Below are 24,853 nucleotides of genomic sequence, written 5' to 3'. Positions count from 1 at the left end.
TGGCGGCAAATAATCAGTTCAGGAATTTGTGAACTGATGAGGGGGACTTGCTGGCAAAGGCGTCGGCGAGATCGGCACCCGGGTTGCGGGCCTCTTCGCTGGCAAGCCAGCTCCTACGGGAGTGGAGAGGGCGCGGGCCCTTGTAGGAGCCGGCTTGCCGGCGAAGGCGTCGACGGGATCGACGCCTGGCTTGTGGGTCAGGCGCTCATCACGGTGCGGATGTCGGCTGCCAGTTCGCGCACGCGCTCTTCTTCGGTGTCCCAGGAGCACATGAAACGCGCGCCACCCTTGCCGATGAAGGTGTAGAAGCGCCAGCCCTTGGCGGTCAGCGCGGCAATCGCCGGTTCCGAGAGCTGCAGGAACACGCCGTTGGCCTGCACCGGGAACATCAGCTCAACACCGGGAATGTCCTCCACCAGCTTGGCGAGCAGTTGCGCGCAGTGGTTGGCGTGGCGGGCGTGCTTGAGCCAGGCGTCGTGTTCCAGCAGGCCGACCCAGGGCGCTGAGAGAAAGCGCATTTTCGAGGCCAGTTGGCCGGCCTGCTTGCAGCGGTAGTCGAAGTCTTCCGCCAGCTTGTGGTTGAAGAACAGGATCGCTTCACCCACGGCCATGCCGTTTTTCGTGCCGCCAAAGCACAGCACGTCCACCCCGGCCTTCCAGGTCAGATCCGCCGGGGTGCAGCCGAGGAAGGCGCAGGCGTTGGAGAAGCGTGCGCCGTCCATGTGCAGGTTCAGCCCCAGTTCCTTGCAGGTGGCGCTGATGGCACGGACTTCTTCCGGGGTGTAGACGCTGCCTACTTCAGTGGCCTGGGTCAGGGTCACCACTCGCGGCTTGGGGTAGTGGATGTCCTGGCGCTTGAGGGCGATCTCGCGGATCGATTCCGGGGTCAGCTTGCCGTTCTGGGTGCCGGCGATCAGCAGCTTGGAACCGTTGGAGAAGAACTCCGGTGCACCGCATTCGTCGGTTTCGACGTGGGCGGTTTCCGAGCAGATCACGCTGTGGTAACTCTGGCACAGCGACGACAGGGCCAGGGAGTTGGCGGCGGTGCCGTTGAAGGCGAAGAACACTTCGCAGTCGGTTTCGAACAATCTGCGGAAATGATCCGAGGCGCGAGCGGTCCACTGATCGTCGCCGTAAGCGCGCTCGTGGCCGTGGTTGGCCTGCTCCATGGCGGCCCAGGCTTCAGGGCAGATGCCGGAGTAGTTGTCGCTGGCGAATTGTTGGCTCTTGTCGGTCATGGCCGGCTCCGTGGTCGATGATGGTGCGCACTTTACCCAAGAATAATGGCCCAGCACACGCTCTGTTTATGCCGGAATAATGCATGGCCCATAAGGATTTATGCGTGAAGCGATGCTGAAAACCGACAACGGCCGGCGCGATGGGGCGCTGGATGCGCTGAAGTGGCTGGCGCTGCTGAGCATGGTTCTCGATCACCTGCGTTATGTAGGCCTGAGCCTGGACTGGCTGTATGTGCCTGGGCGCCTGGCATTTCCCTGGTTCTGTCTGGCAATGGCGGTGAATCTGATGCGCCTGGGCGAGCGCGAAGGGCGCCCGTCCGGGCAATGGCGCTACCTAGGCTGGTTGCTGCTGTTCAGCGGGCTCAGTGAGATTCCCTATCGCCTGTTCGTTCCTGATCCCGACACCTTGAATGTATTGCCGACCCTGGCCCTGGGGCTGCTGGTGGCCCGGGGCTGGCAGCGGCCCAGGGGGCTGGCGTTGGCGCTTGGCTTGGCGGCCCTGCTGTTGGCGCTGGGGTTTTCCCGCTGGCTGATGTTTGGTGCGCTCGGGGTGTTGCTGCCGTTGGCCCTGGTGCTGGTGCTGCGTCGGTCCTGGTATTTCAGCCTGTTGCCGGGGGCCTTGTGTCTGGCGGCCAACCAATGGGAAACCTTGTTCCCGGCGGCGCGCCTGGGCAATTGGGTGGCGACCTGCGGTATCGCCGCTTGTCTGTTGGCGCCATTGTTGGGGGTGATGCTGCTGCGGGTCTTGCGCGGTTGCCCGGCGCCGGCGATGCGGCGTTGGGCGTATGGGCTGTATCCCCTGCATTTTCTTCTTCTACTGGCCCTGCGCGCCTCCTTGTAGGAGCCGGCTTGCCGGCGAAGGCGTCCAGCGGACTTGCGCCTGGCTTGAGGGCCTGTTCGCTGGCAAGCCAGCTCCTACGGAGAGGTGGGCGCCGTTTTTGTAGGACCCGGCTTGCCGGCGAAGGCGTCCGTCGGATTTGTGCCTGGCTTGGCGGGCTGTTCGCTGGCAAGCCAGCTCTTGCGGGGGAGGGGCGTGGCGGGGCGGGGGAGGGACAGGCCCGATCCAGAGCCGTTGGCGGGTGGCGCGGGCAGGCATTTGTCCGTGGGCGCCAGGGCATGTCGTAAACGCACCTTTGTGTGGCGTCCATAGGCATTTGAGTTCCCCTTGCCGGTCATACCATCGCATCCAAAGGGCACAGCTTTAAGGCTGGCCTCACCGAGACGAAAGGCGCACCGCCGCCGCTGGGAGAGACGTGATGTTCAGCAAGCAAGACCAGATCCAGGGTTACGACGATACACTGCTGGCGGCGATCAATGCCGAGGAACAACGCCAGGAAGATCACATCGAGCTGATCGCGTCGGAGAACTACACCAGCAAGCGGGTGATGCAGGCGCAAGGCAGCGGGCTGACCAACAAGTACGCCGAAGGCTATCCGGGCAAGCGCTACTACGGTGGCTGCGAGCATGTGGACAAGGTCGAGGCCCTGGCCATCGAGCGTGCCAAGCAGCTGTTCGGTGCCGACTACGCCAACGTCCAGCCGCATTCCGGTTCTTCGGCCAACAGCGAGGTGTACCTGGCCCTGCTGCAGGCCGGCGACACCATCCTCGGTATGAGCCTGGCCCATGGCGGCCACCTGACCCACGGCGCCAAGGTGTCGTCCTCGGGCAAGCTGTACAACGCCGTGCAGTACGGTATCGATACCCGCACCGGGCTGATCGACTACGACGAGGTCGAGCGCCTGGCCGTTGAACACAAGCCGAAGATGATCGTCGCCGGCTTCTCGGCCTACTCCAAGACCCTGGATTTCCCGCGCTTCCGGCAGATCGCCGACAAGGTCGGGGCACTGCTGTTCGTCGACATGGCCCACGTCGCCGGGTTGGTCGCCGCTGGTCTGTATCCCAACCCGCTGCCCTATGCCGATGTGGTCACCACCACCACCCACAAGACCCTGCGCGGTCCCCGTGGCGGCCTGATCCTGGCCAAGGCCAACGAAGAGATCGAGAAGAAACTCAACGCTGCGGTGTTCCCGGGTGCCCAGGGCGGTCCGTTGATGCACGTGATCGCCGCCAAGGCGGTGTGCTTCAAGGAAGCGTCGGAGCCGGGCTTCAAGGCCTATCAGCAGCAAGTGATCGACAACGCCCAGGCCATGGCCGGCGTATTTATCAAACGTGGCTACGATGTAGTGTCCGGCGGCACCGACAACCACCTGTTCCTGGTCAGCCTGATTCGCCAGGGCCTGACCGGCAAAGATGCTGATGCCGCCCTGGGCCGTGCCCACATCACCGTGAACAAGAACGCCGTGCCCAACGACCCGCAGTCGCCGTTTGTGACGTCCGGCCTGCGCATCGGCACCCCGGCGGTCACCACCCGCGGATTCAAGGTCACCCAGTGCATTGAACTGGCTGGCTGGATCTGCGACATCCTCGACCACCTCGGCGATGCCGACGTCGAGGCCAATGTCGCTCGCCAGGTGGCGACCCTGTGCGCTGATTTCCCGGTTTACCGCTGAGAGCCGCAACTGGAGCAATGACTATGCAACGCTATTCGGGCTTCGGCCTCTTCAAGCACTCTCTCAGCCACCATGAAAACTGGCAGCGCATGTGGCGCACGCCGACCCCGAAGAAAGTCTATGACGTGGTCATAGTCGGCGGTGGCGGGCACGGCCTGGCGACCGCCTACTACCTGGCCAAGGAACACGGCATCACCAACGTCGCGGTGGTGGAAAAAGGCTGGCTGGGCGGCGGCAACACCGCGCGCAACACCACCATCGTGCGTTCCAACTACCTGTGGGACGAGTCGGCGCAGCTTTACGAGCACGCCATGAAATTGTGGGAAGGCCTGTCCCAGGACCTCAACTACAACGTGATGTTCTCCCAGCGCGGGGTCTACAACCTGTGCCACACGCTGCAGGACATCCGTGATTCCGAGCGTCGGGTCAGCGCCAACCGCCTCAACGGCATCGACGGCGAGCTGCTCAACACCCAGCAGGTAGCGGACGAGATCCCTTACCTGGACTGCTCGAAGAACACCCGCTACCCGGTGCTTGGCGCCACGGTCCAGCGCCGTGGCGGCGTGGCCCGTCACGATGCCGTGGCCTGGGGTTTCGCCCGGGCCGCCGACGCCCTGGGCGTGGACCTGATCCAGCAGACTGAAGTCATTGGCTTTCGCAAGGAAAACGGCGTGTGCATCGGCGTCGAGACCAACAAGGGCTTTATCGGCGCCAAGCGCGTCGGAGTGGTCACGGCCGGTAACTCCGGGCACATGGCCAAGCTCGCGGGCTTCCGTTTGCCGATCGAATCCCACCCGCTGCAAGCGCTGGTGTCGGAGCCGATCAAACCGATCATCGACAGCGTGATCATGTCCAACGCGGTGCACGGCTATATCAGTCAGTCGGACAAGGGCGATCTGGTGATCGGTGCCGGTATCGACGGCTGGGTCGGCTACGGCCAGCGCGGCTCCTACCCGGTGATCGAGCACACCATCCAGGCCATCGTCGAGATGTTCCCGGTTCTCTCCCGAGTGCGCATGAACCGGCAGTGGGGCGGCATCGTCGACACCAGCCCGGACGCCTGCCCGATCATCTCCAAGACGCCGGTGCCGAACATGTTCTTCAACTGCGGTTGGGGCACTGGTGGCTTCAAGGCCACCCCGGGCTCGGGCAACGTGTTTGCCGCCAGTCTGGCCAAGGGCGAGATGCATCCTCTGGCCGCTCCTTTCTCCATCGACCGTTTCCACAACGGTGCGCTGATCGACGAACACGGCGCTGCTGCGGTCGCCCACTAAAAGGACAAATACCTATGTTGCATATCTTCTGTCCTCACTGCGGCGAACTGCGCTCCGAAGAGGAGTTCCACTCGTCCGGCCAGGCGCACATTCCACGGCCCCTGGACCCCAACGCCTGCACCGACGAGGAGTGGGGCGACTACATGTTCTTCCGCGACAACCCCCGCGGCCTGCACCACGAGTTGTGGATTCACGCCGCCGGGTGCCGCCAGTACTTCAACGCCACCCGCGACACCGTCACCTACGAAATTCTTGAAACCTACAAGATTGGCACCAAACCGCAGTTCACCGCCAAGGCTGCTGGAGAGAAGGTATGAGCCAGACCAATCGCCTGTCCAACGGCGGACGCATCGACCGCAACAAAGTCCTCACCTTCACCTTCAACGGCCAGACCTACAAAGGCTTCGAGGGCGACACCCTGGCCTCGGCCCTGCTGGCCAACGGTGTGGACATCATCGGTCGCAGCTTCAAGTATTCCCGGCCCCGGGGCATCTTCGCCGCGGGCTGTGAAGAGCCCAACGCGGTGCTGCAGATCGGCGCCACCGAAGCCACCCAGATCCCCAACGTGCGCGCTACCCAACAGGCGCTGTACCAGGGCCTGGTGGCCACCAGCACCAACGGCTGGCCCAGCGTCAACAACGACATGATGGGGATTCTCGGCAAGGTCGGCGGCAAGCTGATGCCACCGGGCTTCTACTACAAAACCTTCATGTACCCGCAATCGTTCTGGATGACCTACGAGAAGTACATCCGCAAGGCCGCGGGCCTGGGCCGTTCGCCCACTGAGAACGATGCGGACACCTACGACAACATGAACCAGCACTGCGACGTGCTGATTGTCGGTGGCGGCCCCGCCGGTCTCGCGGCAGCCCTGGCCGCTGCCCGCAGTGGCGCCCGGGTGATCCTGGCCGACGAGCAGGAAGAGTTCGGCGGCACCCTGCTGGACAGTCGCGAAAGCCTGGACGGCAAGCCGGCGGTGGAGTGGGTGGCCAGCGTGGTCGCCGAACTCAAGTCGCTGCCGGATGTGTTGTTGCTGCCACGGGCCACGGTCAACGGCTACCACGACCATAACTTCCTGACCATTCACGAGCGTCTCACCGATCACCTCGGCGACCGTGCGCCGATCGGCCAGGTGCGCCAGCGTATCCACCGGGTTCGCGCCAAGCGTGTGGTGCTGGCCACCGGCGCCCACGAGCGGCCGCTGGTCTACGGCAACAACGATGTGCCGGGCAACATGCTGGCCGGTGCCGTGTCCACCTACGTGCGCCGCTACGGCGTGGCCCCGGGCAAGAAGCTGGTGCTGTCCACCAACAACGACCATGCCTACCGCGTGGCCCTGGACTGGCTCGACGCCAGCCTGCAAGTGGTGGCCATCGCCGATGCGCGGCACAACCCCCGCGGCGCTCTGGTGGAAGAAGCCCGGGCCAAGGGCATCCGCATCCTCACTTCCAGTGCGGTGATCGAAGCCCGTGGCAGCAAACACGTGACCGGCGCGCGCATAGCGGCCATCGACGTCAAGGCGCACAAGGTCACCAGCCCTGGCGAATGGCTCGATTGCGACCTGATCGCCAGCTCCGGCGGCTACAGCCCAGTGGTGCACCTGGCTTCGCACCTGGGCGGCAAGCCGGTGTGGCGTGAAGACATCCTCGGTTTTGTGCCCGGTGAAGCGCCGCAGAAACGCGTGTGCGTCGGTGGCATCAACGGCGTCTACAGCCTCGGCGACACCCTGGCCGATGGTTTCGAGGGCGGTGTACGCGCCGCCAGCGAAGCTGGCTTCCAGAGCGTGGAGGGCGTGCTGCCCAAAGCCCTGGCCCGTCTTGAAGAACCGACCCTGGCGCTGTTCCAGGTGCCCCATGAAAAAGGCACTGCCCGGGCGCCGAAGCAATTCGTCGACTTGCAGAACGACGTTACCGCCGCCGCCATCGAACTGGCGACCCGCGAGGGCTTCGAGTCGGTGGAACACGTCAAGCGCTACACCGCCCTGGGCTTCGGTACCGATCAGGGCAAGCTGGGCAACGTCAACGGCCTGGCCATTGCTGCCCGCTCGCTGAACGTCAGCATCCCGCAGATGGGCACCACCATGTTCCGTCCGAACTACACGCCGGTGACCTTCGGCGCCGTGGCCGGTCGTCACTGTGGGCACATCTTCGAGCCGGTGCGTTTCACCGCGCTGCATGCCTGGCACGTGAAGAACGGCGCCGAGTTCGAAGACGTCGGCCAGTGGAAGCGCCCTTGGTACTTCCCGAAAAACGGCGAAGACCTGCACGCCGCGGTCAAGCGTGAATGCCTGGCCGTGCGTGACAGCGTTGGCCTGCTGGACGCCTCGACCCTGGGCAAGATCGACATCCAGGGCCCGGACGCCCGTGAATTCCTCAACCGCATCTACACCAACGCCTGGACCAAGCTCGACGTGGGCAAGGCCCGCTACGGCCTGATGTGCAAGGAAGACGGCATGGTCTTCGACGACGGCGTCACTGCCTGTCTGGCCGACAACCACTTCCTGATGACCACCACCACCGGCGGCGCGGCTCGCGTGCTGCAGTGGCTGGAGATCTACCAGCAGACCGAATGGCCGGACCTCAAGGTGTACTTCACCTCGGTCACCGACCACTGGGCCACCATGACCCTGTCGGGCCCCAACAGCCGCAAGCTGTTGAGCGAAGTCACCGACATCGACCTGGACAAGGACGGCTTCCCGTTCATGACCTGGAAGGAAGGCCTGGTGGGCGGCGTGCCGGCGCGGGTGTTCCGTATCTCCTTCACCGGCGAGCTGTCCTACGAGGTCAACGTCCAGGCCGACTACGCCATGGGCGTGCTGGAGCAGATCGTCGAGGCTGGCAAGAAGTACAACCTGACCCCCTATGGCACCGAGACCATGCACGTGCTGCGGGCCGAGAAGGGTTTCATCATCGTTGGCCAGGACACCGACGGTTCCATGACCCCGGACGACCTGAACATGGGCTGGTGCGTGGGCCGGACCAAGCCGTTCTCGTGGATCGGCTGGCGCGGGATGAACCGGGAAGACTGCGTGCGCGAGGAGCGCAAGCAACTGGTGGGGCTCAAGCCGATCGACCCGACCCAGTGGCTGCCGGAAGGCGCGCAACTGGTGTTCAACCCCAAGCAGGCGATTCCCATGAGCATGGTCGGTCACGTGACCTCCAGCTACGCCCACAACTCCCTGGGTTATTCCTTCGCCCTGGGCGTGGTCAAGGGCGGCCTCAAGCGCTTGGGCGAGCGGGTCTTCGCGCCCCTGGCCGATGGCCGGGTGATCGAGGCGGAAATCGTTTCCTCGGTGTTCTTCGACCCCAAAGGCGATCGTCAGAACATCTAAGGCACAACACGGTTCACGTAGGAGCCGGCTTGCCGGCGAAGGCGGCCTCAGGGCCGGCACAAGGCCCAAGCGCCTCTTCGCCGACAGCCGCCCCACAGGGCTGGCGTTATCAACAGAATTCAGGACAGGTGCTCTATGACCGCAGTCAACGTTTACCAACAGCGCCCTACCAGCGGGGCCAAGGCCGAGTCGTCCTTGCACCACGCCGACCTGCCGAGCCTGGTGGGCAAGGGCCGCAAGAACGCCGGGGTGATCCTGCGCGAGAAAAAACTCCTCGGCCACCTGACGATCCGTGGCGACGGCCACGATCCGGCCTTCGCCGCCGGCGTGCACAAGGCCCTGGGAATCGAATTGCCGGGCGCCCTGAGCGTGGTGGTCAAGGGCGACAGCAGCCTGCAATGGCTGGGCCCGGATGAGTGGTTGCTGATCGTGCCCAGCGGTGAAGAATTCGCCGCCGAGCAGAACCTGCGCGCAGCCCTGGGCGACCTGCATATCCAGATCGTCAACGTCAGCGGTGGCCAGCAGATCCTCGAACTGTCCGGCCCCAACGTGCGTCAGGTGCTGATGAAGTCCACCAGCTACGACGTGCACCCGAACAACTTTCCGGTGGGCAAGGCGGTGGGCACGGTGTTCGCCAAGTCGCAGTTGGTGATTCGCCGTACAGGCGAAGACACCTGGGAACTGCTGGTACGCCGCAGCTTTTCCGATTACTGGTGGATGTGGCTGCAGGATGCCGCGGCCGAATATGGCCTTAGCGTGCAGGCCTGAACCCAGCTTGGCTTGGTAGAGAATCGACCGCGCTGCGGTTGCCCCAACGAACAGGAGTTACTGCCCATGAGCCGCGCCCCCGATACATGGATTCTCACCGCCGATTGCCCCAGCGTGCTCGGCACGGTGGACGCGGTGACCCGCTTTCTGTTCGAGCAGGGCTGCTACGTCACCGAGCACCATTCCTTCGATGACCGGCTCTCGGGCCGCTTCTTCATTCGCGTGGAATTTCGCCAGCCCGACGGCCTCGACGAACAGGGCTTTCGCGATGGCCTGGCGCAGCGAGCCAAGGCCTTCGAGATGAACTTCGAACTGACCGCGCCACACTACCGGCCGAAGGTGGTGATCATGGTCTCCAAGGCCGACCACTGCCTCAACGACTTGCTCTATCGCCAGCGCATCGGCCAGTTGCCCATGGACGTGGTGGCGGTGGTGTCCAACCACCCGGACCTCAAACCCCTGGCCGACTGGCACCAGATTCCCTACCACCACTTCCCCCTCGACCCCAACGACAAGCCGTCCCAGGAGCGTCAGGTGTGGCAGGTGATCGAGGACTCCGGTGCCGAACTGGTGATTCTTGCCCGCTACATGCAGGTGCTGTCGCCGGAGCTGTGCCGCAAGCTCGATGGCAAGGCGATCAATATCCACCACTCCCTGCTGCCGGGTTTCAAGGGCGCCAAGCCTTATCACCAGGCCTACAACAAGGGCGTGAAACTGGTGGGCGCCACCGCGCACTACATCAACAACGACCTGGACGAAGGCCCGATCATCGCCCAGGGCGTGGAAGTGGTGGACCACAGTTACTACCCCGAAGACCTGATTGCCAAGGGCCGGGACATCGAAGGCCTGACCCTGGCCCGGGCGGTGGGTTATCACATCGAACGGCGGGTGTTCTTGAACGGCAACCGCACGGTGGTGCTCTGATGATTCTTGGGGCGGCTGCGCAGCCCTTCGCGAGCAAGCTCGCTCCTACAGGCGTTGCGCCTGTTCGCGTGAAAGCGATTTTGAAAACGAAACAGCATCTGTACCCGAGCAATCCACGTGTTTCCCCTGTGGGTAACGCGGTTCCATAACAACAACAGCGAGGTGAAAGCATGTCTGGTAATCGTGGTGTCGTGTATCTCGGCAGCGGCAAGGTCGAAGTACGGAAAATCGACTATCCAAAAATGCAGGACCCGCGTGGCAGGAAGATTGAGCACGGCGTCATCCTGCGCGTGGTCTCCACCAACATCTGCGGTTCGGACCAACACATGGTCCGTGGCCGTACCACCGCCCAGGTCGGCCTGGTCCTGGGCCACGAAATCACCGGCGAAGTCATCGAGAAGGGCAGTGACGTCGAGAACCTGAAGATCGGCGATCTGGTTTCGGTGCCGTTCAACGTGGCGTGCGGGCGCTGCCGTTCCTGCAAGGAGCAACACACCGGGGTCTGCCTGACCGTCAACCCGGCCCGCGCCGGTGGTGCCTACGGTTACGTCGACATGGGCGACTGGACCGGTGGCCAGGCCGAGTACGTGCTGGTGCCTTACGCCGACTTCAACTTGCTGAAACTGCCGAATCGCGACAAGGCCATGGAGAAGATCCGCGACCTGACTTGCCTCTCCGACATCCTGCCCACCGGTTATCACGGCGCCGTCACCGCTGGCGTTGGCCCGGGCAGCACCGTTTATGTGGCCGGTGCCGGTCCGGTCGGTCTGGCGGCCGCCGCTTCTGCGCGCTTGCTGGGGGCGGCGGTGGTGATTGTCGGCGACGTCAACCCGGTGCGCCTGGCCCACGCCAAGGCCCAGGGTTTTGAAATTGCCGACCTGTCCAAGGACACCCCGCTGCACGAACAGATCGCCGATTTGCTCGGTGAGCCGGAAGTCGACTGCGCAGTGGACGCCGTGGGCTTCGAAGCCCGTGGTCACGGCCATGCCGGTGCCCAGCACGAAGCCCCGGCCACCGTGCTCAACTCGCTGATGGGCGTGGTGCGGGTGGCGGGCAAGATCGGCATTCCCGGCCTGTACGTCACCGAAGACCCGGGAGCCGTGGACGCCGCGGCGAAGATGGGCAGCCTGAGCATCCGCTTCGGCCTGGGCTGGGCCAAGTCCCACAGCTTCCACACCGGCCAGACCCCGGTGATGAAGTACAACCGCCAACTGATGCAGGCCATCATGTGGGACCGCATCAACATTGCCGACGTGGTGGGGGTTGAAGTCATCAGCCTCGACGACGCCCCGCGCGGCTATGGCGAGTTCGACGCCGGCGTGCCGAAGAAATTCGTCATCGACCCGCACAAGCTGTTCAGCGCTGCCTGAGGACAGTCAGCCTTTGGGTTGAAGCCTGTCAGTCACTTAAAACGCCGCCTTCTCTTGCCGAGAACGCGGCGTTTTTTTCTTCTGGGGCGAGGGCACTTTCAATCAGGCGATCAGTGTGGCGCACAAGCGCCGTCCCAGCACATCCATCAGGTCGCAGCCATCGGTTGATGTCTTGCAGGAATTGTCGGTTGTTCGGCGAGTGCTCGGTAACGGTTGCGGATGGTGAGTCAATAGCCTCTACCCGGGTAGTCGAACCAGTGTTCGCCACTCAGGATTTCCTTTATGTCGGTCTCGGCCAGGATGCCTGGCGCATCCCGCTGGAAGCGCGAGCGCCACTGGGGCAGCCACCAGTAGTTCAGCGCCGTGCCTCTTGGTATCAGCACCAGGGTCAGGACGGGGCGGTCCATGGCGCCGCGCTGGTACAGCTGGTGGCTGCGGTCCATGAGGTCCAGGTAGTAGTCGAGGGGCAGGGACAGCATCAGGGCCGTGGTATGCACCTTTTCCGTCTGGGTTCGCTCTGGGTCCTGCAGCAGGTTCAGGGCTTCGCAGTAGTAACGCTCGGGTTGGCGGGCGAACGCCTGGGCCTCGGCAACGCCAAGAATGCCCAAGGCACTGCCGTCGTCGCGCCAGTCGGCTCCCTGGCGATCGCTGAAGTGCTGGCGGATGAAGCCGGTCAGGAGGCCCGGGGCCGCGTCGGTGCATTGGCTGCTATCGACCGGGGTGCCGATTCGCCAGAGGAACAGGGCCGTTGCCAGGGCCAGCAGGATGCAGCTGTATAGCGCAGCTCTCATAAGAGTCCGTTCGGTTGATGGCGCCAGGTGGCGCGGGGTCTTCCATGGCAGGCAGGGGGGCTGTCTGCAAAGGCGTGGGTGGGGGCCTGGGCGCGGAGTTTACCTTGAGGGCGTTCGCGGGCAAGCCCGCTCCTACGCCAGCGGGTGCCGGTTACAGCACTGTAAGTTGTCCCTGGTACAGCACCGGCCCGGTGGGTTGCCCGGTAGGCGAGCCGCCGTGGGGTTCGAGGCTCACCGCCAGGGCGATCGGGGTGCCCAGCAGCTCGCGCTGGGCCGGGCTCAGGTTGATCTTGCCTTTGCCCCCCACCGGCACCACGCCGAGGGAAATCGGCTGGCCGTCGGCAGGGATCGCCCAGAGTTCCAGGCTGCGGTCCAGGCCAACAGCCGCCAGGGTCAGGGGTTCGACTTGCAGGTACTGGGCGTGAGCCTTGATCCGCAGCGCCGGTTGCTGGTCGGCGCTGAGCAGGGTGGCGCTGTAGCGCACCTGATCGCTTTGCTGGATAAAGCCGATGTACAGGGTCGCCACGACTGCGCAGGCGGCAATCGCCAGGCGCAGGCGCATCCACAGTGGATTTTTCTTCGGTACATGCAGGACCTGGGGTTCGATGCGTGCCTGGATACCCTCCCAGACCCGCTCCGGCACCACCTCTTCAGGCAAGGCGTCGGTCAAAGGGGACAGGCTTTCCCGCCACTGCGCCAGTTCTTCACGCAGGGCGGTGTCATCCAGCAAGAGCATTTCAAAGCGCCGGCGTGCGGCGCCCTGCATCAGGCCGATGGCGTAGTCGGCGGCCAGGGCGCGGCGTCGTTCAGGGGTTTGATAGTTCATGCTTCAAGGCACCGGCGCAGGCGTTCCATGCCCCGGCGAATCCAGGATTTCACCGAGCCCAGGGGCGCCGCCAAGTGTTCGGCCAGCTCCGAGCAGGACAGGCCCTGGAAGTAGGCCACGGTGATGGATTGGCGTTGCATGCCGTCGAGGTTTTCCAGACAGCGGTTCAGGGCCTGGGCTTGGCGCGCGCTGTCCAGTTGTTCGTGGGCTGAAGGGCTTTGATCCTCCAGCTGTTGTTCTTCGAACTCGCCCAACGGCCGTTCGCGGTGTTTGCGCAACTGGTCGATGGCCTGGTTGCGGGTGATGTTGATCATCCAGGTCAGGGGCGCGGACAGGTGCGGCTGGTAGCGCACGGCGTTGTTCCAGATGCGCACGAAGCTTTCCTGCAGCACCTCTTCGGCCAGATCGCGGCGGCCCATGAAGCGCAGGGCGACGCCGTGCAGGCGTGGCGCAACACTGCGATAGAGGGTTTCGAAGGCCCGGCGATCGCCCAGTGAACACTGGGCCAGCAGGTGCCGCAGCTGATCGGTGTCGAGGGTCGAGATAGCGGTTCTCCTGGCAGGAACTGGGGCAAGGGGCAACGACAGACGCCGACTGACGCAGCCAAAGATTAGTCCAGGGGGGGCGGTTGTTCCATTCACGTCCTGTTGCCTCGTGCCGGGGCTGGGATAGGCGCTTGTGAACGATATACGTAGCAGCAGCGGGCCTGGATGCAGCCGCCGGACGGCAGGGTGGGTGTCGGAACATTCGCCGTCGGCCTCAGTCAAAACACTGTTTTCCCGCTGCCCGAATCCGGGTGGTTTCTCGCCCCATGAGGTTGTTTCGATGAATATTCCACGCGGTTTCGCCCTGGCTACCCTGATGACCCTGGCAGCCGGTTCGGCTTTGGCCGGCGGTTTCAGCCTGAACGATGCGGCCAATGCCATTGCCGGCATGCAGGGCGGCGACAAGGCCGCTGCTGCCGCACCGACCTCCCAGACCGCCGGTCTGCTGGGCACCCTGTCGCAACTCAATGTCACCCCTGAGCAAGCCGTCGGCGGCACCGGCGCCATGCTCGGCCTGGCGAAGAATCAACTGAGCAGTTCGGACTATTCACAACTGAGCAAAAGCGTACCGGGCCTGGACCAGCTCTCGGGCAGCAACGCCCTGGGCAGTTTGGGCGCCTTGGGCGGCCTGCTCGGTCAGTCTTCCGGTAAAACCGCCGGCCTGGACAGCGCCCTGGGCAACGTCAAGGACACCAATGACTTGAACAACGCCTTTGGTGCCCTGGGCATGGACAGCGGCATGATCGGCCAGTTTGCCCCGTTGATCCTGCAGTACCTGGGCCAGCAGGGCGTCGGCGGTTCTCTGCTGCAAAGCCTGAGCGGCATCTGGGGCGTGGCCAAGTAACGCCCTGCAGCCCCGGCGCCGGGCGCGTTGGGGCTTTTCCTGATTGTTGATGCACTCGTCTTTACCTTTCCTGGAGTTTTCGTCGAATCGGGCCTGTGCTATATCTCGCGCCCCGTTTTCCAAGGAAGCTTGAACGCGATGTTCATGGATGCACTGAAGATGTCTCTGCCCGCCGATGCGGTGCTCGGTTTCATGCTCTACATGCTGGGCGCTGCCCTGGTCTTTGCCCTCTACGCGTTCATCTACACGCGCCTGACGCCTTATAACGAATTCGCCCTGATCCGCCAGGGCAACAGTGCCGCGTCGATCGCCCTGTCCGGTGCCTTGCTGGGCTTTGCGATTCCGGTGGCCAGCGCAATTTCCCATTCCATTTCGATCATCGATTTCCTGCTCTGGGCCGGCGTCGCCTCGGTGGTGCAGTTGCTGGCGTTCTTTGTGGTCAGCCTGATCCTCAAGGGGCTGTCCCAGCGCATCGCCAACCAGGAAAACGCCGCAGCGATCCTGGTGGCTTCGGTCTCTGTCGGTGTCGGCCTGCTGAATGCGGCCTGCATGACCCCATCGGTCTGAGGGCGTCGGCATGAAGCGCAGTAAAAGTGTGCGCCTGGTGCTGCTGGGCAGCGTGCCGTTCGCCCTGGCCGCCTGTGACGGTCAGCCCCAGGCGACCCGGGAAGTGCGCCAAACCCAGAACTTCACCAGTCTGAGTGAATGCGAGCGAGCACAGATCCCGTTGGCGATCTGCCAGGCGGCTCGGGCTGATGCCAGCGAGCGTGGAGAGAGCGTGGCCCCGCGTTACCTGGATCTGCAACGCTGTGAGGAGGAGTTCTTCACGGGCAAGTGCATGGTCTCCCGGGACAACCGCGCCTACGTGCCGCTTTCCAGCGGCTTTGCCCTGACCACTCAGCGCACGGTGCCGGTCGAGCCCGAGGAAGAACAGCAACAGAGCAGCTCCAGCAGCAGTTCAGGTAGCAGCAGCAGTGGTGGTGGTGGTGGTGGTGGTGGTGGTGGTGGCCGTAGCAGCAACTCCTCCAGCACCGGTTCCAGCTTCTGGCGCTGGATCGGCCTGGACTCGACCCCGGAGCCGCGCTATTTCAGCGAGCCCCTGTATCAGGAGCGCGACGGTCGCGGCGGTACGCGACTGAGCACCCTCAGCCAGCAGGTGGAGGCCGGCAAGACCTTCTCCGGCGCCAACGGTGGACGCTTCGGTATTTCCAGCCCAGAACACTTCACCAGCGCCGGCAACTCCCTGGCCGGTGCCCATGAAGTGGTCAGCCGCAGCGGCTTCGGTTCCTCCAGCCACAGCAGTTGGAGCTTCGGTTCTTGAAACGCATCCCCAGCACCCCGCGGGCGGACTGGCAGGCCACGGCGGAACAACTGGGCTTCGCTTTCCACACCTTCGACGGCGAGCCTTACTGGGACGAGTCGGCCTATTACCGCTTCAACCTGCGACAGATCGAGGACGACCTGGAAGACCCGACCCAGGAACTGCACGAGCTGTGCATGGCCCTGGTGGCCGAGGTGGTGGACAGCGAAGAGTTGCTGGAGCGCCTGGCCATCCCCGAGGCCTTCCATGAGTTGATCCGCCAGTCCTGGAAGCAGGGCGAGCCCCATCTCTATGGGCGCATGGACCTGTGCTACGACGGCGCAGGTCCGGCCAAGCTCCTGGAAACCAACTACGACACGCCGACCTCGCTGTATGAGGCGAGCTTCTTCCAGTACGTCTGGCTCGAACAGCAGATGCAGCGCGGACAACTGCCGGCGGGCTGCGATCAGTTCAACAGCATCGAAGACAAGCTGCTCCAGGCCTTCGTCCAGGGTGGCTTCAAGTCGCCGATGCACTTCGCCTCGGTCAGGGACTCGCTTGAGGATCGCGGCACCGTCGAATACCTGCGGGACATCGCCCGTCAGGCCGGCCTGGGTACGCGGCTGATCGATATCGAGGCGATTGGCCTGAATGCCGGCGGGCGTTTTGTCGACCTGCTGGGCACGCCCATTGAAAGCCTGTTCAAGCTCTATCCCTGGGAGCATTTGTTCAACGAAGCCTTTGGCCCGGCGATTGCCGGCAGCGGCACGCAGTTTGTCGAGCCGCCGTGGAAGGCGATCCTGTCCAACAAGGGCGCCATGGCCCTGCTCTGGGAGCGGCACGCGGGGCACCCGAACCTGCTGCCGTCGTTCATCGACGACGCCCCCTGCGCCAGCCTGAATGCGGGCTGGGTGCGCAAGCCGTTCTTTTCCCGTGAAGGGGCCAATGTGGAAATCTGCACCGCGGGTGGCGAGCGTTTGATCGAAGCCGGGCCCTACGGTGGTGGCCCCTGTATCCGCCAGCAGTTTCAGCCGCTGCCGACCTTTGCCGGTAATCACACAGTGATCGGCAGTTGGGTGATCGGCGATCAGCCGGCGGGGATTGGCATTCGTGAGGACAACTCGCCGATCACCAAGGACAGCAGCCGCTTCCTGCCCCACGTGATCATCGATTGATCAGCGGTTTTCGCTCAGCAGTTCGCTGATGCGCTGGTCCTTGTCGGTCCATAGCCGGTTGACCCAGTCCTGCACTTGCTGGCGGAACGCCGGGTCGTTTTCGTAATCGCCGTGCCACAGCGACGGGTCCAGCTCGCGGGTACGGATGTCGATGATCACCTTGGGCACGCTGCCGCAGATCAGGTCCCAAAAACCGGGGGTGCGTGCTTGTGGATAGACCACAGTCACATCCAGCACCGCGTCCAGTTGTTCACCCAGAGCTGCGAGAACGAAGGCCACGCCGCCAGCCTTGGGCTTGAGCAGGTGCTGGAAGGGGGAGTTCTGCTGCTGGCGCTTGGCCGGGGTGAAACGGGTGCCCTCCAGGTAGTTGACCACGGTCACTGGCTGGCGCTTGAACAGCTCGCAGGCAGCCTTGGTGATTTCCAGGTCCTTGCCTTGCAGTTCCGGGTGCTTGGCCAGGAACGCCTTGCTGTAGCGCTTCATGAAGGGGTAGTCCAGGGCCCACCAGGCCAGACCGAGGAAGGGCACCCAGATCAGTTCCTTCTTGAGGAAGAACTTGAAGAACGGCGTGCGCCGGTTGAGGGTCTGGATCAGCGCCGGGATGTCGACCCAGGATTGGTGGTTGCTCACCACCAGGTAGGAGGTGTCTTCACGCAGGCCTTCGCCGCCGCGGATGTCCCAGCGGGTAGGGATGCACAGGGCAAAGATCAGCTTGTCGATTTCGGCCCAGGTTTCGGCGATCCACATCACCGCCGCGGAAGCGTAGTCCCGCAGGCGCCCCGGGAGGACCAGCTTGAGCAGGGCAAACACCATCAGCGGGCCGAACAGCACCAGGGTGTTGAGCAGCAGGAGCAGGGTGACGAAACAGCCGGTGAGCAGGCGGCGCATAAGGCACTCTTTACAATCTTTTGGGCGCGCCATGATAAGCAGCTTCGCCGGACAGGCCAAATGCTAGTGTGCTGACGAATGTTTCACTTGGGGACGGGTAGGGTGTTGGGCAGGCTGGGCCTCTTCGCCGGCAAGCCGGCTCCTGCAGGGCAGGGGTAGAACCAATTCGTTGGCAGCGGTCTAAAATCCCGCTGCCCCTCTCACAAGGAATCCACTGTCGTGAAATCTGTCCTTGCTCTTGTTTCTCTGTTGGCGCTGCCGGTGATGGCCGCCGAGCCGACGCTGTATGGCCGTTACGAATACATCCGCCTGCCGGAAATCGGCGAAACCCTGCAGGCCAAGATGGACACCGGAGCCCTGACCGCTTCGCTGTCGGCCAAGGATATCCAGACCTTTACCCGCGACGGCGAGGACTGGGTGCGTTTCCGCCTGGCCACCAAGGATGCCGGGAGCAAGGTCTATGAACACAAGGTGGCGCGGATCAGCAAGATCAAGAGCCGTTCCGACGAGGGCGATGAGGTTGAAGAACCGCAGTCGGCCAAGCGCCCGGTGGTGGAACTGGAAATGTGCCTGGGCAACGTCAAGCGCACGGTGGAGGTCAACCTCACCGACCGCAGCAGCTTCAACTACCCGCTGCTGATCGGCGCCAAGGCTCTGCGTGAATTCGGCGCGGCGGTGAACCCGGCGCGGCGTTATACCGCAGACAAGCCCGACTGCTGATTGACGGCTTACTGGGCATCCGGCACCGTTCGCCCACTGAATTTGCGTGCTTGGATGCCATGCCCCATATCCTGATTGTCGAAGACGAAGCGGCGATTGCCGACACCCTGATCTTTGCCCTGCAAGGCGAAGGTTTCACCACCACTTGGCTGAGCCTGGGCCGCGGGGCCCTGGACTATCAGCGGGCCACCCCGGCGGACCTGATCATCCTCGATATCGGTCTGCCGGATATCAGCGGCTTTGAAACCTGCAAGGAGCTGCGCCGCTTCAGCGAGGTGCCGGTGATGTTCCTCAGCGCCCGGGACGGTGAGATCGACCGAGTGGTGGGGCTGGAGATCGGTGCCGACGACTATGTGGTCAAGCCTTTCAGCCCGCGGGAAGTGGCGGCGCGGGTCAAGGCGATCCTCAAGCGCATGACCCCGCGAGCCGTCCCCGAACCGGCGATGGCCTTGTTTGCTATCGACGCGGAACGGGTGCAGATCAGTTATCGGGCCCAGCCCCTGAGCCTGACCCGGCATGAATTCCGTCTGTTGCAATGTCTGCTGGAGCAGCCCGAGCGAGTCTTCAGCCGCGAGCAACTGCTGGACGCCCTGGGGGTGGTGGCGGATGTGGGCTACGAGCGCAATATCGACAGCCACATCAAAAGCCTGCGGGCCAAGTTGCGCCTGGTGGCGGCCCAGGCCGAGCCGATCCAGACCCATCGCGGCCTGGGCTACAGCTACAGCCCGAGTCACGCCTGATGACTCTGGGCATCCGCATCTTCCTGGTCTATCTGCTGTTCATCAGCCTGACTGGCTATTTCGTGCTGAGCACGGTGATGAAGGAGATCCGCCCCGGCGTGCGCCAGTCCACCGAGGAAACCCTGGTGGACACCGCCAACCTGCTGGCGGAGATCCTGCGGGACGATTTCAAGGCCGGCACCCTCAGCGAAAACCGCTGGCCGCAGCTGCTGCGCGCTTACGGCGAGCGGCAACCGGCAGCGACCATCTGGGGCCTGCCGAAGAATCAGGTCAACCACCGTATCTACGTCACCGACGCCAAGGGCATCGTGGTCCTGGACTCCAGCGGCCTGGCGGTGGGCCAGGATTATTCGCGCTGGAATGACGTGTACCTGACCCTGCGTGGCCAGTACGGCGCCCGTTCGTCGCGCTCGCTGGCCGACGATCCCAACTCCTCGGTGATGCACGTGGGCGCGCCGATCCGTGACAACGGCCAGATCATCGGCGTGGTCACCGTGGCCAAGCCCAACAGTTCCCTGCAGCCCTATGTCGACCGCACCGAACGCCGCCTGCTGTGGTACGGCGCCGGGCTGATCGCCATGGGCCTGCTGTTTGGTGCCTTGCTGTCCTGGTGGCTGAGCGCAGCGCTGCGACGCATGACCGCTTACGCCCTGGCGGTCAGCGAAGGCCGTCGCGCCGAGCTGCCGCACTATCGCGGCGGCGAGCTGGAGCAACTGGCGACGGCGGTGGAACACATGCGCACCCAGCTCGAAGGCAAGGCCTATGTGGAGCGCTACGTGCACACCCTGACCCACGAGCTCAAGAGCCCCCTGGCGGCGATTCGCGGCGCGGCGGAGCTGCTGCAAAGCGAGATGCCCCTGGAGCAGCGCCAGCGCTTCGTCGGCAATATCGACAGCGAAAGCGCACGCATGCAGCAGCTGATCGAGCGCCTGTTGAACCTGGCGCAAGTGGAACAGCGCCAGGGCCTGGAAGAGCGGATCAGCGTGCCCCTGGCGCCCTTGTGCAAGGAACTGCTCGACAGCCAGCACGGGCGTATCGAAGGCAAACAGCTGCAGGTGGAATTGACGGTGCCGGCGGACCTGGCCTGGTCCGGCGAGCCGTTCCTGCTACGCCAGGCCCTGGGCAATCTGCTGACCAACGCCCTGGACTTCAGTCCCGTGGGCGGCCTGCTGCGTTGCAGCGCGCAACGTGTGGAGCAGGGCGTGGAACTGGTCCTGTTCAACCAGGGCGAGCCGATTCCGGACTACGCCCTGCCGCGCCTGTGCGAGCGTTTCTATTCCCTGCCGCGCCCGGACAGCGGGCGCAAGAGTACGGGCCTGGGGCTGAACTTCGTCGAGGAAGTGGTGCAACTGCATGGCGGCCAGATGCACATTGCCAACGTCCCAGGCGGGGTACAGGTGAGCGTGCGCCTGCCCTGATCAAGCGGACTTGAAGGGGGGATGTGACGAGGGAGCAAGCGCCCTCGCCACACAGGCCCTGGGGATTCTCCACAGAGTCTCCACATTGTCCCCATAAAACCCCCATGGCCGCGTCCCAGACTCTCCCCCATTCGAACCGGGAGAGCCTCATGAACCGTAACTTGACCTTTAAACTCGGGGCCATCGGCCTGCTGATCCTGCTGTTGCTGATCCCGCTCTTGATGATCAGTGGCCTGATCGGCGAGCGGCAGTCCCTGCGCGACGGCGTGCTCGACGATATCGCCCGCAGCTCCAGCACCCAGCAGCAGATCAGCGGCCCGGTGATGGTGGTGGATTACCGCCAGACCGTGCGCACCTGGAAAACCGACGAAAAAACCAAGAAACGCTACCAGGAAACCAGCGAGGAGCAAGGGCGGCTGTTCTTCCTGCCGGAGCATTTCGAGCTGGACGGCAAGGCCCAGACCGAGCTGCGGGCCCGGGGCATCTATGAGGCGCGGCTGTTCCATGCCGACAACCACATCAGTGGCCACTTTGTGGTTCCCGAGCAGTACGGCATCAAGGAAAACTTCGCCGACTACCAGTTCGACCAGCCATTCCTGGCGGTGGGTATCAGTGATATCCGCGGTATCGAAAACGCCCTGCAACTGCAGCTCAATGGCCAAACCCTGGACTTCGCCCCGGGCACCTTCGTCAGTTGGCTGGATGAAGGCGTGCACGTGATGCTGCCGCCCCTGGACCTGAAGAAAGGCACCCGCCTGGACTTCGCCTTCGACCTGCGCCTGCAGGGCACCGGGCAGTTGCAGGTGCTGCCGGTGGGCAAGACCAGCAAGGTGCTGCTGACGGCCAACTGGCCTCACCCAAGCTTTGTCGGCAACTACCTGCCGGTGCAGCGGGAGGTCACCGAGCAGGGCTTTTCGGCGCTCTGGCAGACCTCGTTCTTCTCCACCAACCTGCAGCAGGCCCTGGATCGTTGCGTGATCACCAGTGAGTGTCGCGACTTTAATGGCCGCAGTTTTGGCGTGAGCTTCATCGACCCGGTGGACCAGTACCTGAAAAGCGATCGGGCGATCAAATATGCGTTGCTGTTCATCGGCCTGACCTTTGCCGGGTTCTTCCTCTTCGAGGTGCTCAAGAGCCTGTCGGTCCATCCGATCCAATACGGCCTGGTGGGCGTGGCCCTGGCGTTCTTCTACCTGTTGCTGCTGTCGCTGTCCGAGCACTTGGGCTTCGAGCTGGCGTATGGCCTGTCGGCGGCGGCCTGTGTCGGCCTGATCGGTTTCTATGTCAGCCATGTGCTGCACAGCTGGCGCAATGGTGCGGCCTTTGCGGCGGGGCTGGCGGCTTTGTATGGCTTGCTCTACGGCCTGCTCAGCGCCGAGGACTACGCGCTGCTGATGGGTTCGCTGCTGCTGTTTGGTCTGCTGGGCGTGTTCATGGTGCTGACTCGCAAGCTGGACTGGTATGGCATTGGCTTGCGCAAGGAGCCGGCACCCTTGCAGTTCGATCTGGAGGTGGTGCGTGAGTAGGTCGTTGGGGTTGCGCGAGGATCAGCGTCTGCGGGAAAGCCTGACGCTGCGCATTGGCGAGTTGTTTCCGCTGGAGGCGTGGTGGCTGGTGCGCCAGCAAGCCACGCCCCGTGCTGTAGGAGTCGGCTTGCCGGCGAAAAGGCCCGATCGCCTGACCGATTAGAGCGGCGGTCGGGTCTCGAGCATCGAAGGCCGCTGACTGACCTCGAAGTACCAGGCAGCGAGGCCGGGCTGTTGCTGGCGCCACTCCAGGTCCGGATGGCGGAAGTCCAGGTAAGCCAAGGCACAGGCGACGCTGATGGCGGCCACGTCGAAGTGGCTGGTCAGCTCGGCCAGCGCCTCGGCCTCAAGCACTGCCAGGGCTCGCCGGATCTTGTCACGCTGGCCTTCGAGCCACGGCGCCCAGTGGTGTTCCGGTGGCCGCAGGGTCAGCTCGTAACGCACCAGCACGGCGGCCTCCATGATCCCGTCGGCCAGGGCCGCCAGGGTCAGGCGCCGCCAGCGGGCCGAACCCTCTCGGGGAATCAGTGGGTTGCCGACATGTTGCTGGTCCAGGTACTCGAGGATCACCCGACTGTCGTAGAGCACTTGGCCGTTGGCCAGGCGCAGGGCAGGAATCTTGCCCAGGGGGTTGTCCTGGTTCAGCGCGCTGTCCGGGTTTACCGGGGTCAGTTGGCAGGCTTGCAGGGCCACACGGTTGAGCTGCCCGGTTTCGTGCAGCAGCACCATGATTTTGCGTACGTAAGGTGATGCCCGGTTGTGGAACAGCGTCATGCTTGGGGTAGACATGAATATTCCTCGCGGTTGGGAGCGGAGCACAGGCTCGCGGCCCGAGGATCTTAGCGCAGCCTGTGGCACTGGCCACAGGGGCGGCATAAGGGACAGACAAGGAGTGATGAATGCGCAGGTCCTATCTTTTGCACGGGCTGTACAGTCTGGCCCTGACTCTGTTGGGTGGGCTGGCGGTGTACCTGGCCCTGCAATACGAGTTTCGTCGCCATGGCGAGGGTGAGCCCGAGCTGATCATGGCGTTTGCCTATATGGCCTGGTACTGGGCGCTGCCGGCGTTGGCCCTGCCGGCTCTGGTGTGCGGGCTGCTGGGCCTGCGTGGCCCCGAGCCGGTGACCCGGCCCTGGCGTTGGAGCCTGGCGGCGAGCTATGTGCCACTGCTGGGGCTGGCGCTGTTTTGCGTACTGGTCGCGGCTGAGGCGCTGCTGGAAAACCGCGTGTTCATTCCGGTGCTGCTGATCAGCCTGGGGCTGTCGGTGTATCTGTGGCGCGGTTTTCCCTCGGCTGCCGTCAAGCCGCTCGCCCGCGCCTGAACAAGCCCCGAAGGGCGATCAGCGCCGGCAGGCCGAGGCCGAGCCAACTCAGGCTGTCCCAGAACCCATCCCCCAGCAGCGCGGCGAACAGGCCACCGGCGCTGAGCAGGGCCAGGGCCAGCGGCACCCTGAAGACTTTCCAGAAGTTCGATGGCCGAGGCTTCATGGGCGCACCTGCGCAACCGACTTCGCAGCACGCCGGCGGACTGTCCACAGGTACAGGCCACTGCCCAGGACAATGATGGTCAGTCCATCCAGGGTCGCCCACAGCACCTTCATCGGCATGCCGCCGTAGTCACCGAAGTGCAGCGGCTGGGACATGCCCATGGCATCCATGTACCAGGGGCGCGTGCCCACGGCAGTGACCTGCAGGGTGCCGGCGTCGATCAGCACCGGGGTCAGCAGGTGCGAAGTCAGGTGGCTGCTGCCCTTGAGGAACACCGCGTAGTGGTGCTCGCTGGAGAAGCGCGTACCGGGGAAGGCGATGAAGTCCGGCTGCATGCCCGGAGCCGCGTCCCGGGCGATATCCAGCAGGCGGCTGGCCGGTGCCAGTGCGGCCAGCGGCGGGGCGTCGCGGTAGGGTGCGACCATGGCGCTGAGGCTGTCGTTGCGCCAGGCGGCGATGATCAGGTCGGCGCAGGCGCTGATGACCCCGGTCACCCCCACCACCAATGCCCAGGTCAAGGTCACCACGCCAATCAGGTTGTGCAGGTCGAGCCAGCGCAGGCGGGTGGATTTGTCCTGGCGCACGCTGGCGAATTTCAAGCGACGCATGAACGGCAGGTAGAGCACCGTGCCGGAGATGATCGCCAGCACAAACAGCAGGCCCATGAAGGCCAGCAGCAGCTTGCCCGGCAGCCCGGCGAACATGTCCACATGCAGGCGCAGCATGACCATCATCAACCCGCCATTGGCCGAAGGCATGGCCACGGCTTCGCCGGTGCGGGCGTCGAGCATGAAGGTGTGGGAGGAATTGGGCTCGGTGCCGGCGGTCTTGGCCATGATCGCCATCACGCCGTTGGGCTCGTCTTCGTCCCAGCCGAAGTACTGCATGACTTCGCCGGGGCGGTGGGCTTCGGCGGCCTTGACCAGCTGTTGCAGGTCCAGGTGCGGGGTGTCGGCGGGCATTTGCCGCAGCTCGGGGGAGTCCCCCAGCAGGTGGTCGATCTCGTGGTGAAAGATCAGCGGCAGGCCGGTAAGCGCCAGCATCAGCAGGAACACCGTGCAGATCAGGCTGGTCCAGGTGTGGATAAAGGACCAGCGGCGGATTGTCTTGCTTTTCATCAAGGCTCCAACAGGCAAAAGGGCCGCGGTTCAGGCGGCCCTTGGGTGAGGGATTTCCC

Annotated in this window: 26 protein-coding genes; 18 read left to right on the top strand and 8 right to left on the bottom strand. The window is 64.1% G+C overall.

Features of this window, described 5'->3' with window-relative positions:
- Positions 1–197 precede the first annotated feature (197 nt).
- Positions 198–1,238, bottom strand: a complete 1,041-nt coding sequence (locus tag P7C00_RS29785; protein WP_346633155.1) for a low specificity L-threonine aldolase — start codon at positions 1,236–1,238, stop codon at positions 198–200.
- A gap of 100 nt (positions 1,239–1,338) precedes the next feature.
- Here P7C00_RS29785 and P7C00_RS29780 point away from each other — a divergent pair, with 100 nt between their 5' ends.
- The 8 genes from P7C00_RS29780 (at position 1,339) to fdhA (ending at position 11,415) form a co-directional block, all read left to right on the top strand.
- The gene (locus P7C00_RS29780; RefSeq protein ID WP_404937814.1) at positions 1,339–2,079 is read left to right on the top strand and encodes a TraX family protein; all 741 of its coding nucleotides are present in this window, start codon (positions 1,339–1,341) and stop codon (positions 2,077–2,079) included.
- 415 nt (positions 2,080–2,494) lie between these two features.
- Entirely contained in the window at positions 2,495–3,748 is a 1,254-nt protein-coding gene (locus P7C00_RS29775) for a serine hydroxymethyltransferase (RefSeq protein WP_404937813.1), read from the top strand.
- A gap of 23 nt (positions 3,749–3,771) precedes the next feature.
- Entirely contained in the window at positions 3,772–5,022 is a 1,251-nt protein-coding gene (locus tag P7C00_RS29770) for a sarcosine oxidase subunit beta family protein (RefSeq protein WP_011063903.1), read from the top strand.
- A 14-nt stretch (positions 5,023–5,036) separates the two neighbouring features.
- On the top strand, positions 5,037–5,339 hold the full coding sequence (locus P7C00_RS29765) for a sarcosine oxidase subunit delta (RefSeq protein ID WP_011063902.1): 303 nt from the start codon (positions 5,037–5,039) through the stop codon (positions 5,337–5,339).
- Positions 5,336–8,353: a sarcosine oxidase subunit alpha gene (locus tag P7C00_RS29760; protein ID WP_404937812.1), complete on the top strand. Its 3,018-nt coding sequence runs from the start codon at positions 5,336–5,338 to the stop codon at positions 8,351–8,353. Before P7C00_RS29765 ends, P7C00_RS29760 begins: the two co-directional genes overlap by 4 nt.
- 135 nt (positions 8,354–8,488) lie before the next feature.
- A complete protein-coding gene (locus P7C00_RS29755) occupies positions 8,489–9,121 on the top strand; it encodes a sarcosine oxidase subunit gamma (RefSeq protein WP_041120156.1) in 633 nt (210 codons plus the stop codon).
- Between the two features lie 66 nt (positions 9,122–9,187).
- Positions 9,188–10,045: a formyltetrahydrofolate deformylase gene (purU, locus tag P7C00_RS29750; RefSeq protein ID WP_041752650.1), complete on the top strand. Its 858-nt coding sequence runs from the start codon at positions 9,188–9,190 to the stop codon at positions 10,043–10,045.
- A 170-nt stretch (positions 10,046–10,215) separates the two neighbouring features.
- Positions 10,216–11,415: a formaldehyde dehydrogenase, glutathione-independent gene (gene fdhA, locus P7C00_RS29745; protein WP_015637296.1), complete on the top strand. Its 1,200-nt coding sequence runs from the start codon at positions 10,216–10,218 to the stop codon at positions 11,413–11,415.
- Positions 11,416–11,642: 227 nt separating this feature from the next.
- Here the strand turns inward: fdhA and P7C00_RS29740 are convergent, their stop codons facing one another.
- From P7C00_RS29740 to P7C00_RS29730, 3 genes are all read right to left on the bottom strand, one after another.
- Positions 11,643–12,206, bottom strand: coding sequence for a hypothetical protein (locus tag P7C00_RS29740; protein WP_404937811.1), 564 nt, complete (start codon positions 12,204–12,206; stop codon positions 11,643–11,645).
- A gap of 151 nt (positions 12,207–12,357) precedes the next feature.
- Complete coding sequence (locus P7C00_RS29735) at positions 12,358–13,032, bottom strand: anti-sigma factor domain-containing protein (RefSeq protein WP_404937810.1); 675 nt, start codon at positions 13,030–13,032, stop codon at positions 12,358–12,360.
- A complete protein-coding gene (locus P7C00_RS29730) occupies positions 13,029–13,673 on the bottom strand; it encodes a sigma-70 family RNA polymerase sigma factor (RefSeq protein WP_404937809.1) in 645 nt (214 codons plus the stop codon). Before P7C00_RS29730 ends, P7C00_RS29735 begins: the two co-directional genes overlap by 4 nt.
- Before the next feature lie 184 nt (positions 13,674–13,857).
- Between P7C00_RS29730 and P7C00_RS29725 the strand changes: the two genes are divergently transcribed.
- The 4 genes from P7C00_RS29725 (at position 13,858) to P7C00_RS29710 (ending at position 16,896) form a co-directional block, all read left to right on the top strand.
- Positions 13,858–14,421: a DUF2780 domain-containing protein gene (locus P7C00_RS29725; protein WP_123726552.1), complete on the top strand. Its 564-nt coding sequence runs from the start codon at positions 13,858–13,860 to the stop codon at positions 14,419–14,421.
- A 138-nt stretch (positions 14,422–14,559) separates the two neighbouring features.
- Complete coding sequence (locus P7C00_RS29720; protein ID WP_346633148.1) at positions 14,560–14,988, top strand: DUF350 domain-containing protein; 429 nt, start codon at positions 14,560–14,562, stop codon at positions 14,986–14,988.
- 10 nt (positions 14,989–14,998) lie between these two features.
- Positions 14,999–15,742 (top strand): DUF1190 domain-containing protein, encoded by a 744-nt coding sequence (locus P7C00_RS29715; RefSeq protein ID WP_404937808.1) that lies wholly within the window; start codon positions 14,999–15,001, stop codon positions 15,740–15,742.
- A complete protein-coding gene (locus P7C00_RS29710; protein ID WP_346633146.1) occupies positions 15,739–16,896 on the top strand; it encodes a glutathionylspermidine synthase family protein in 1,158 nt (385 codons plus the stop codon). The genes P7C00_RS29715 and P7C00_RS29710 overlap by 4 nt, the downstream gene beginning before the upstream one ends.
- On the opposite strand, the gene P7C00_RS29705 is transcribed toward P7C00_RS29710, so the two are convergent.
- A complete protein-coding gene (locus P7C00_RS29705) occupies positions 16,897–17,784 on the bottom strand; it encodes an acyltransferase (protein ID WP_346633145.1) in 888 nt (295 codons plus the stop codon). It lies immediately after the preceding gene.
- Between the two features lie 219 nt (positions 17,785–18,003).
- Here P7C00_RS29705 and P7C00_RS29700 point away from each other — a divergent pair, with 219 nt between their 5' ends.
- The 5 genes from P7C00_RS29700 to P7C00_RS29680 all read left to right on the top strand — a co-directional run bounded on the left by P7C00_RS29700 (position 18,004) and on the right by P7C00_RS29680 (position 22,351).
- On the top strand, positions 18,004–18,504 hold the full coding sequence (locus P7C00_RS29700) for an ATP-dependent zinc protease (protein ID WP_346633144.1): 501 nt from the start codon (positions 18,004–18,006) through the stop codon (positions 18,502–18,504).
- A gap of 59 nt (positions 18,505–18,563) precedes the next feature.
- On the top strand, positions 18,564–19,244 hold the full coding sequence (creB, locus tag P7C00_RS29695) for a two-component system response regulator CreB (protein WP_404937807.1): 681 nt from the start codon (positions 18,564–18,566) through the stop codon (positions 19,242–19,244).
- On the top strand, positions 19,244–20,662 hold the full coding sequence (creC, locus tag P7C00_RS29690) for a two-component system sensor histidine kinase CreC (protein WP_404937806.1): 1,419 nt from the start codon (positions 19,244–19,246) through the stop codon (positions 20,660–20,662). The genes creB and creC overlap by 1 nt, the downstream gene beginning before the upstream one ends.
- Positions 20,663–20,811: 149 nt before the next feature.
- The gene (gene creD / locus P7C00_RS29685) at positions 20,812–22,188 is read left to right on the top strand and encodes a cell envelope integrity protein CreD (RefSeq protein ID WP_346633141.1); all 1,377 of its coding nucleotides are present in this window, start codon (positions 20,812–20,814) and stop codon (positions 22,186–22,188) included.
- Complete coding sequence (locus P7C00_RS29680; RefSeq protein ID WP_404937805.1) at positions 22,181–22,351, top strand: hypothetical protein; 171 nt, start codon at positions 22,181–22,183, stop codon at positions 22,349–22,351. Before creD ends, P7C00_RS29680 begins: the two co-directional genes overlap by 8 nt.
- Here P7C00_RS29680 and P7C00_RS29675 read toward each other — a convergent pair.
- Positions 22,348–22,977, bottom strand: a complete 630-nt coding sequence (locus P7C00_RS29675) for a glutathione S-transferase (protein ID WP_404937804.1) — start codon at positions 22,975–22,977, stop codon at positions 22,348–22,350. The genes P7C00_RS29680 and P7C00_RS29675 overlap by 4 nt on opposite strands.
- Before the next feature lie 110 nt (positions 22,978–23,087).
- Here P7C00_RS29675 and P7C00_RS29670 point away from each other — a divergent pair, with 110 nt between their 5' ends.
- Positions 23,088–23,510: a hypothetical protein gene (locus tag P7C00_RS29670; protein WP_346633138.1), complete on the top strand. Its 423-nt coding sequence runs from the start codon at positions 23,088–23,090 to the stop codon at positions 23,508–23,510.
- Here P7C00_RS29670 and P7C00_RS29665 read toward each other — a convergent pair.
- Together P7C00_RS29665 and P7C00_RS29660 are read right to left on the bottom strand one after the other, a co-directional pair.
- Positions 23,488–23,676, bottom strand: coding sequence for a hypothetical protein (locus P7C00_RS29665; RefSeq protein WP_346633137.1), 189 nt, complete (start codon positions 23,674–23,676; stop codon positions 23,488–23,490). The two genes, P7C00_RS29670 and P7C00_RS29665, sit on opposite strands and share 23 nt — an antisense overlap.
- A complete protein-coding gene (locus P7C00_RS29660) occupies positions 23,673–24,794 on the bottom strand; it encodes a PepSY-associated TM helix domain-containing protein (protein ID WP_346633136.1) in 1,122 nt (373 codons plus the stop codon). The genes P7C00_RS29665 and P7C00_RS29660 overlap by 4 nt, the downstream gene beginning before the upstream one ends.
- Positions 24,795–24,853 lie beyond the last annotated feature (59 nt).

It is taken from the genome of Pseudomonas sp. JDS08PS003 (assembly GCF_045013505.1).
In the GTDB taxonomy this organism is placed as follows: domain Bacteria; phylum Pseudomonadota; class Gammaproteobacteria; order Pseudomonadales; family Pseudomonadaceae; genus Aquipseudomonas; species Aquipseudomonas protegens_B.
The sequence above is the reverse complement of the archived record's forward strand: the minus strand, read 5'-3'. Positions and strand labels throughout refer to the sequence as shown.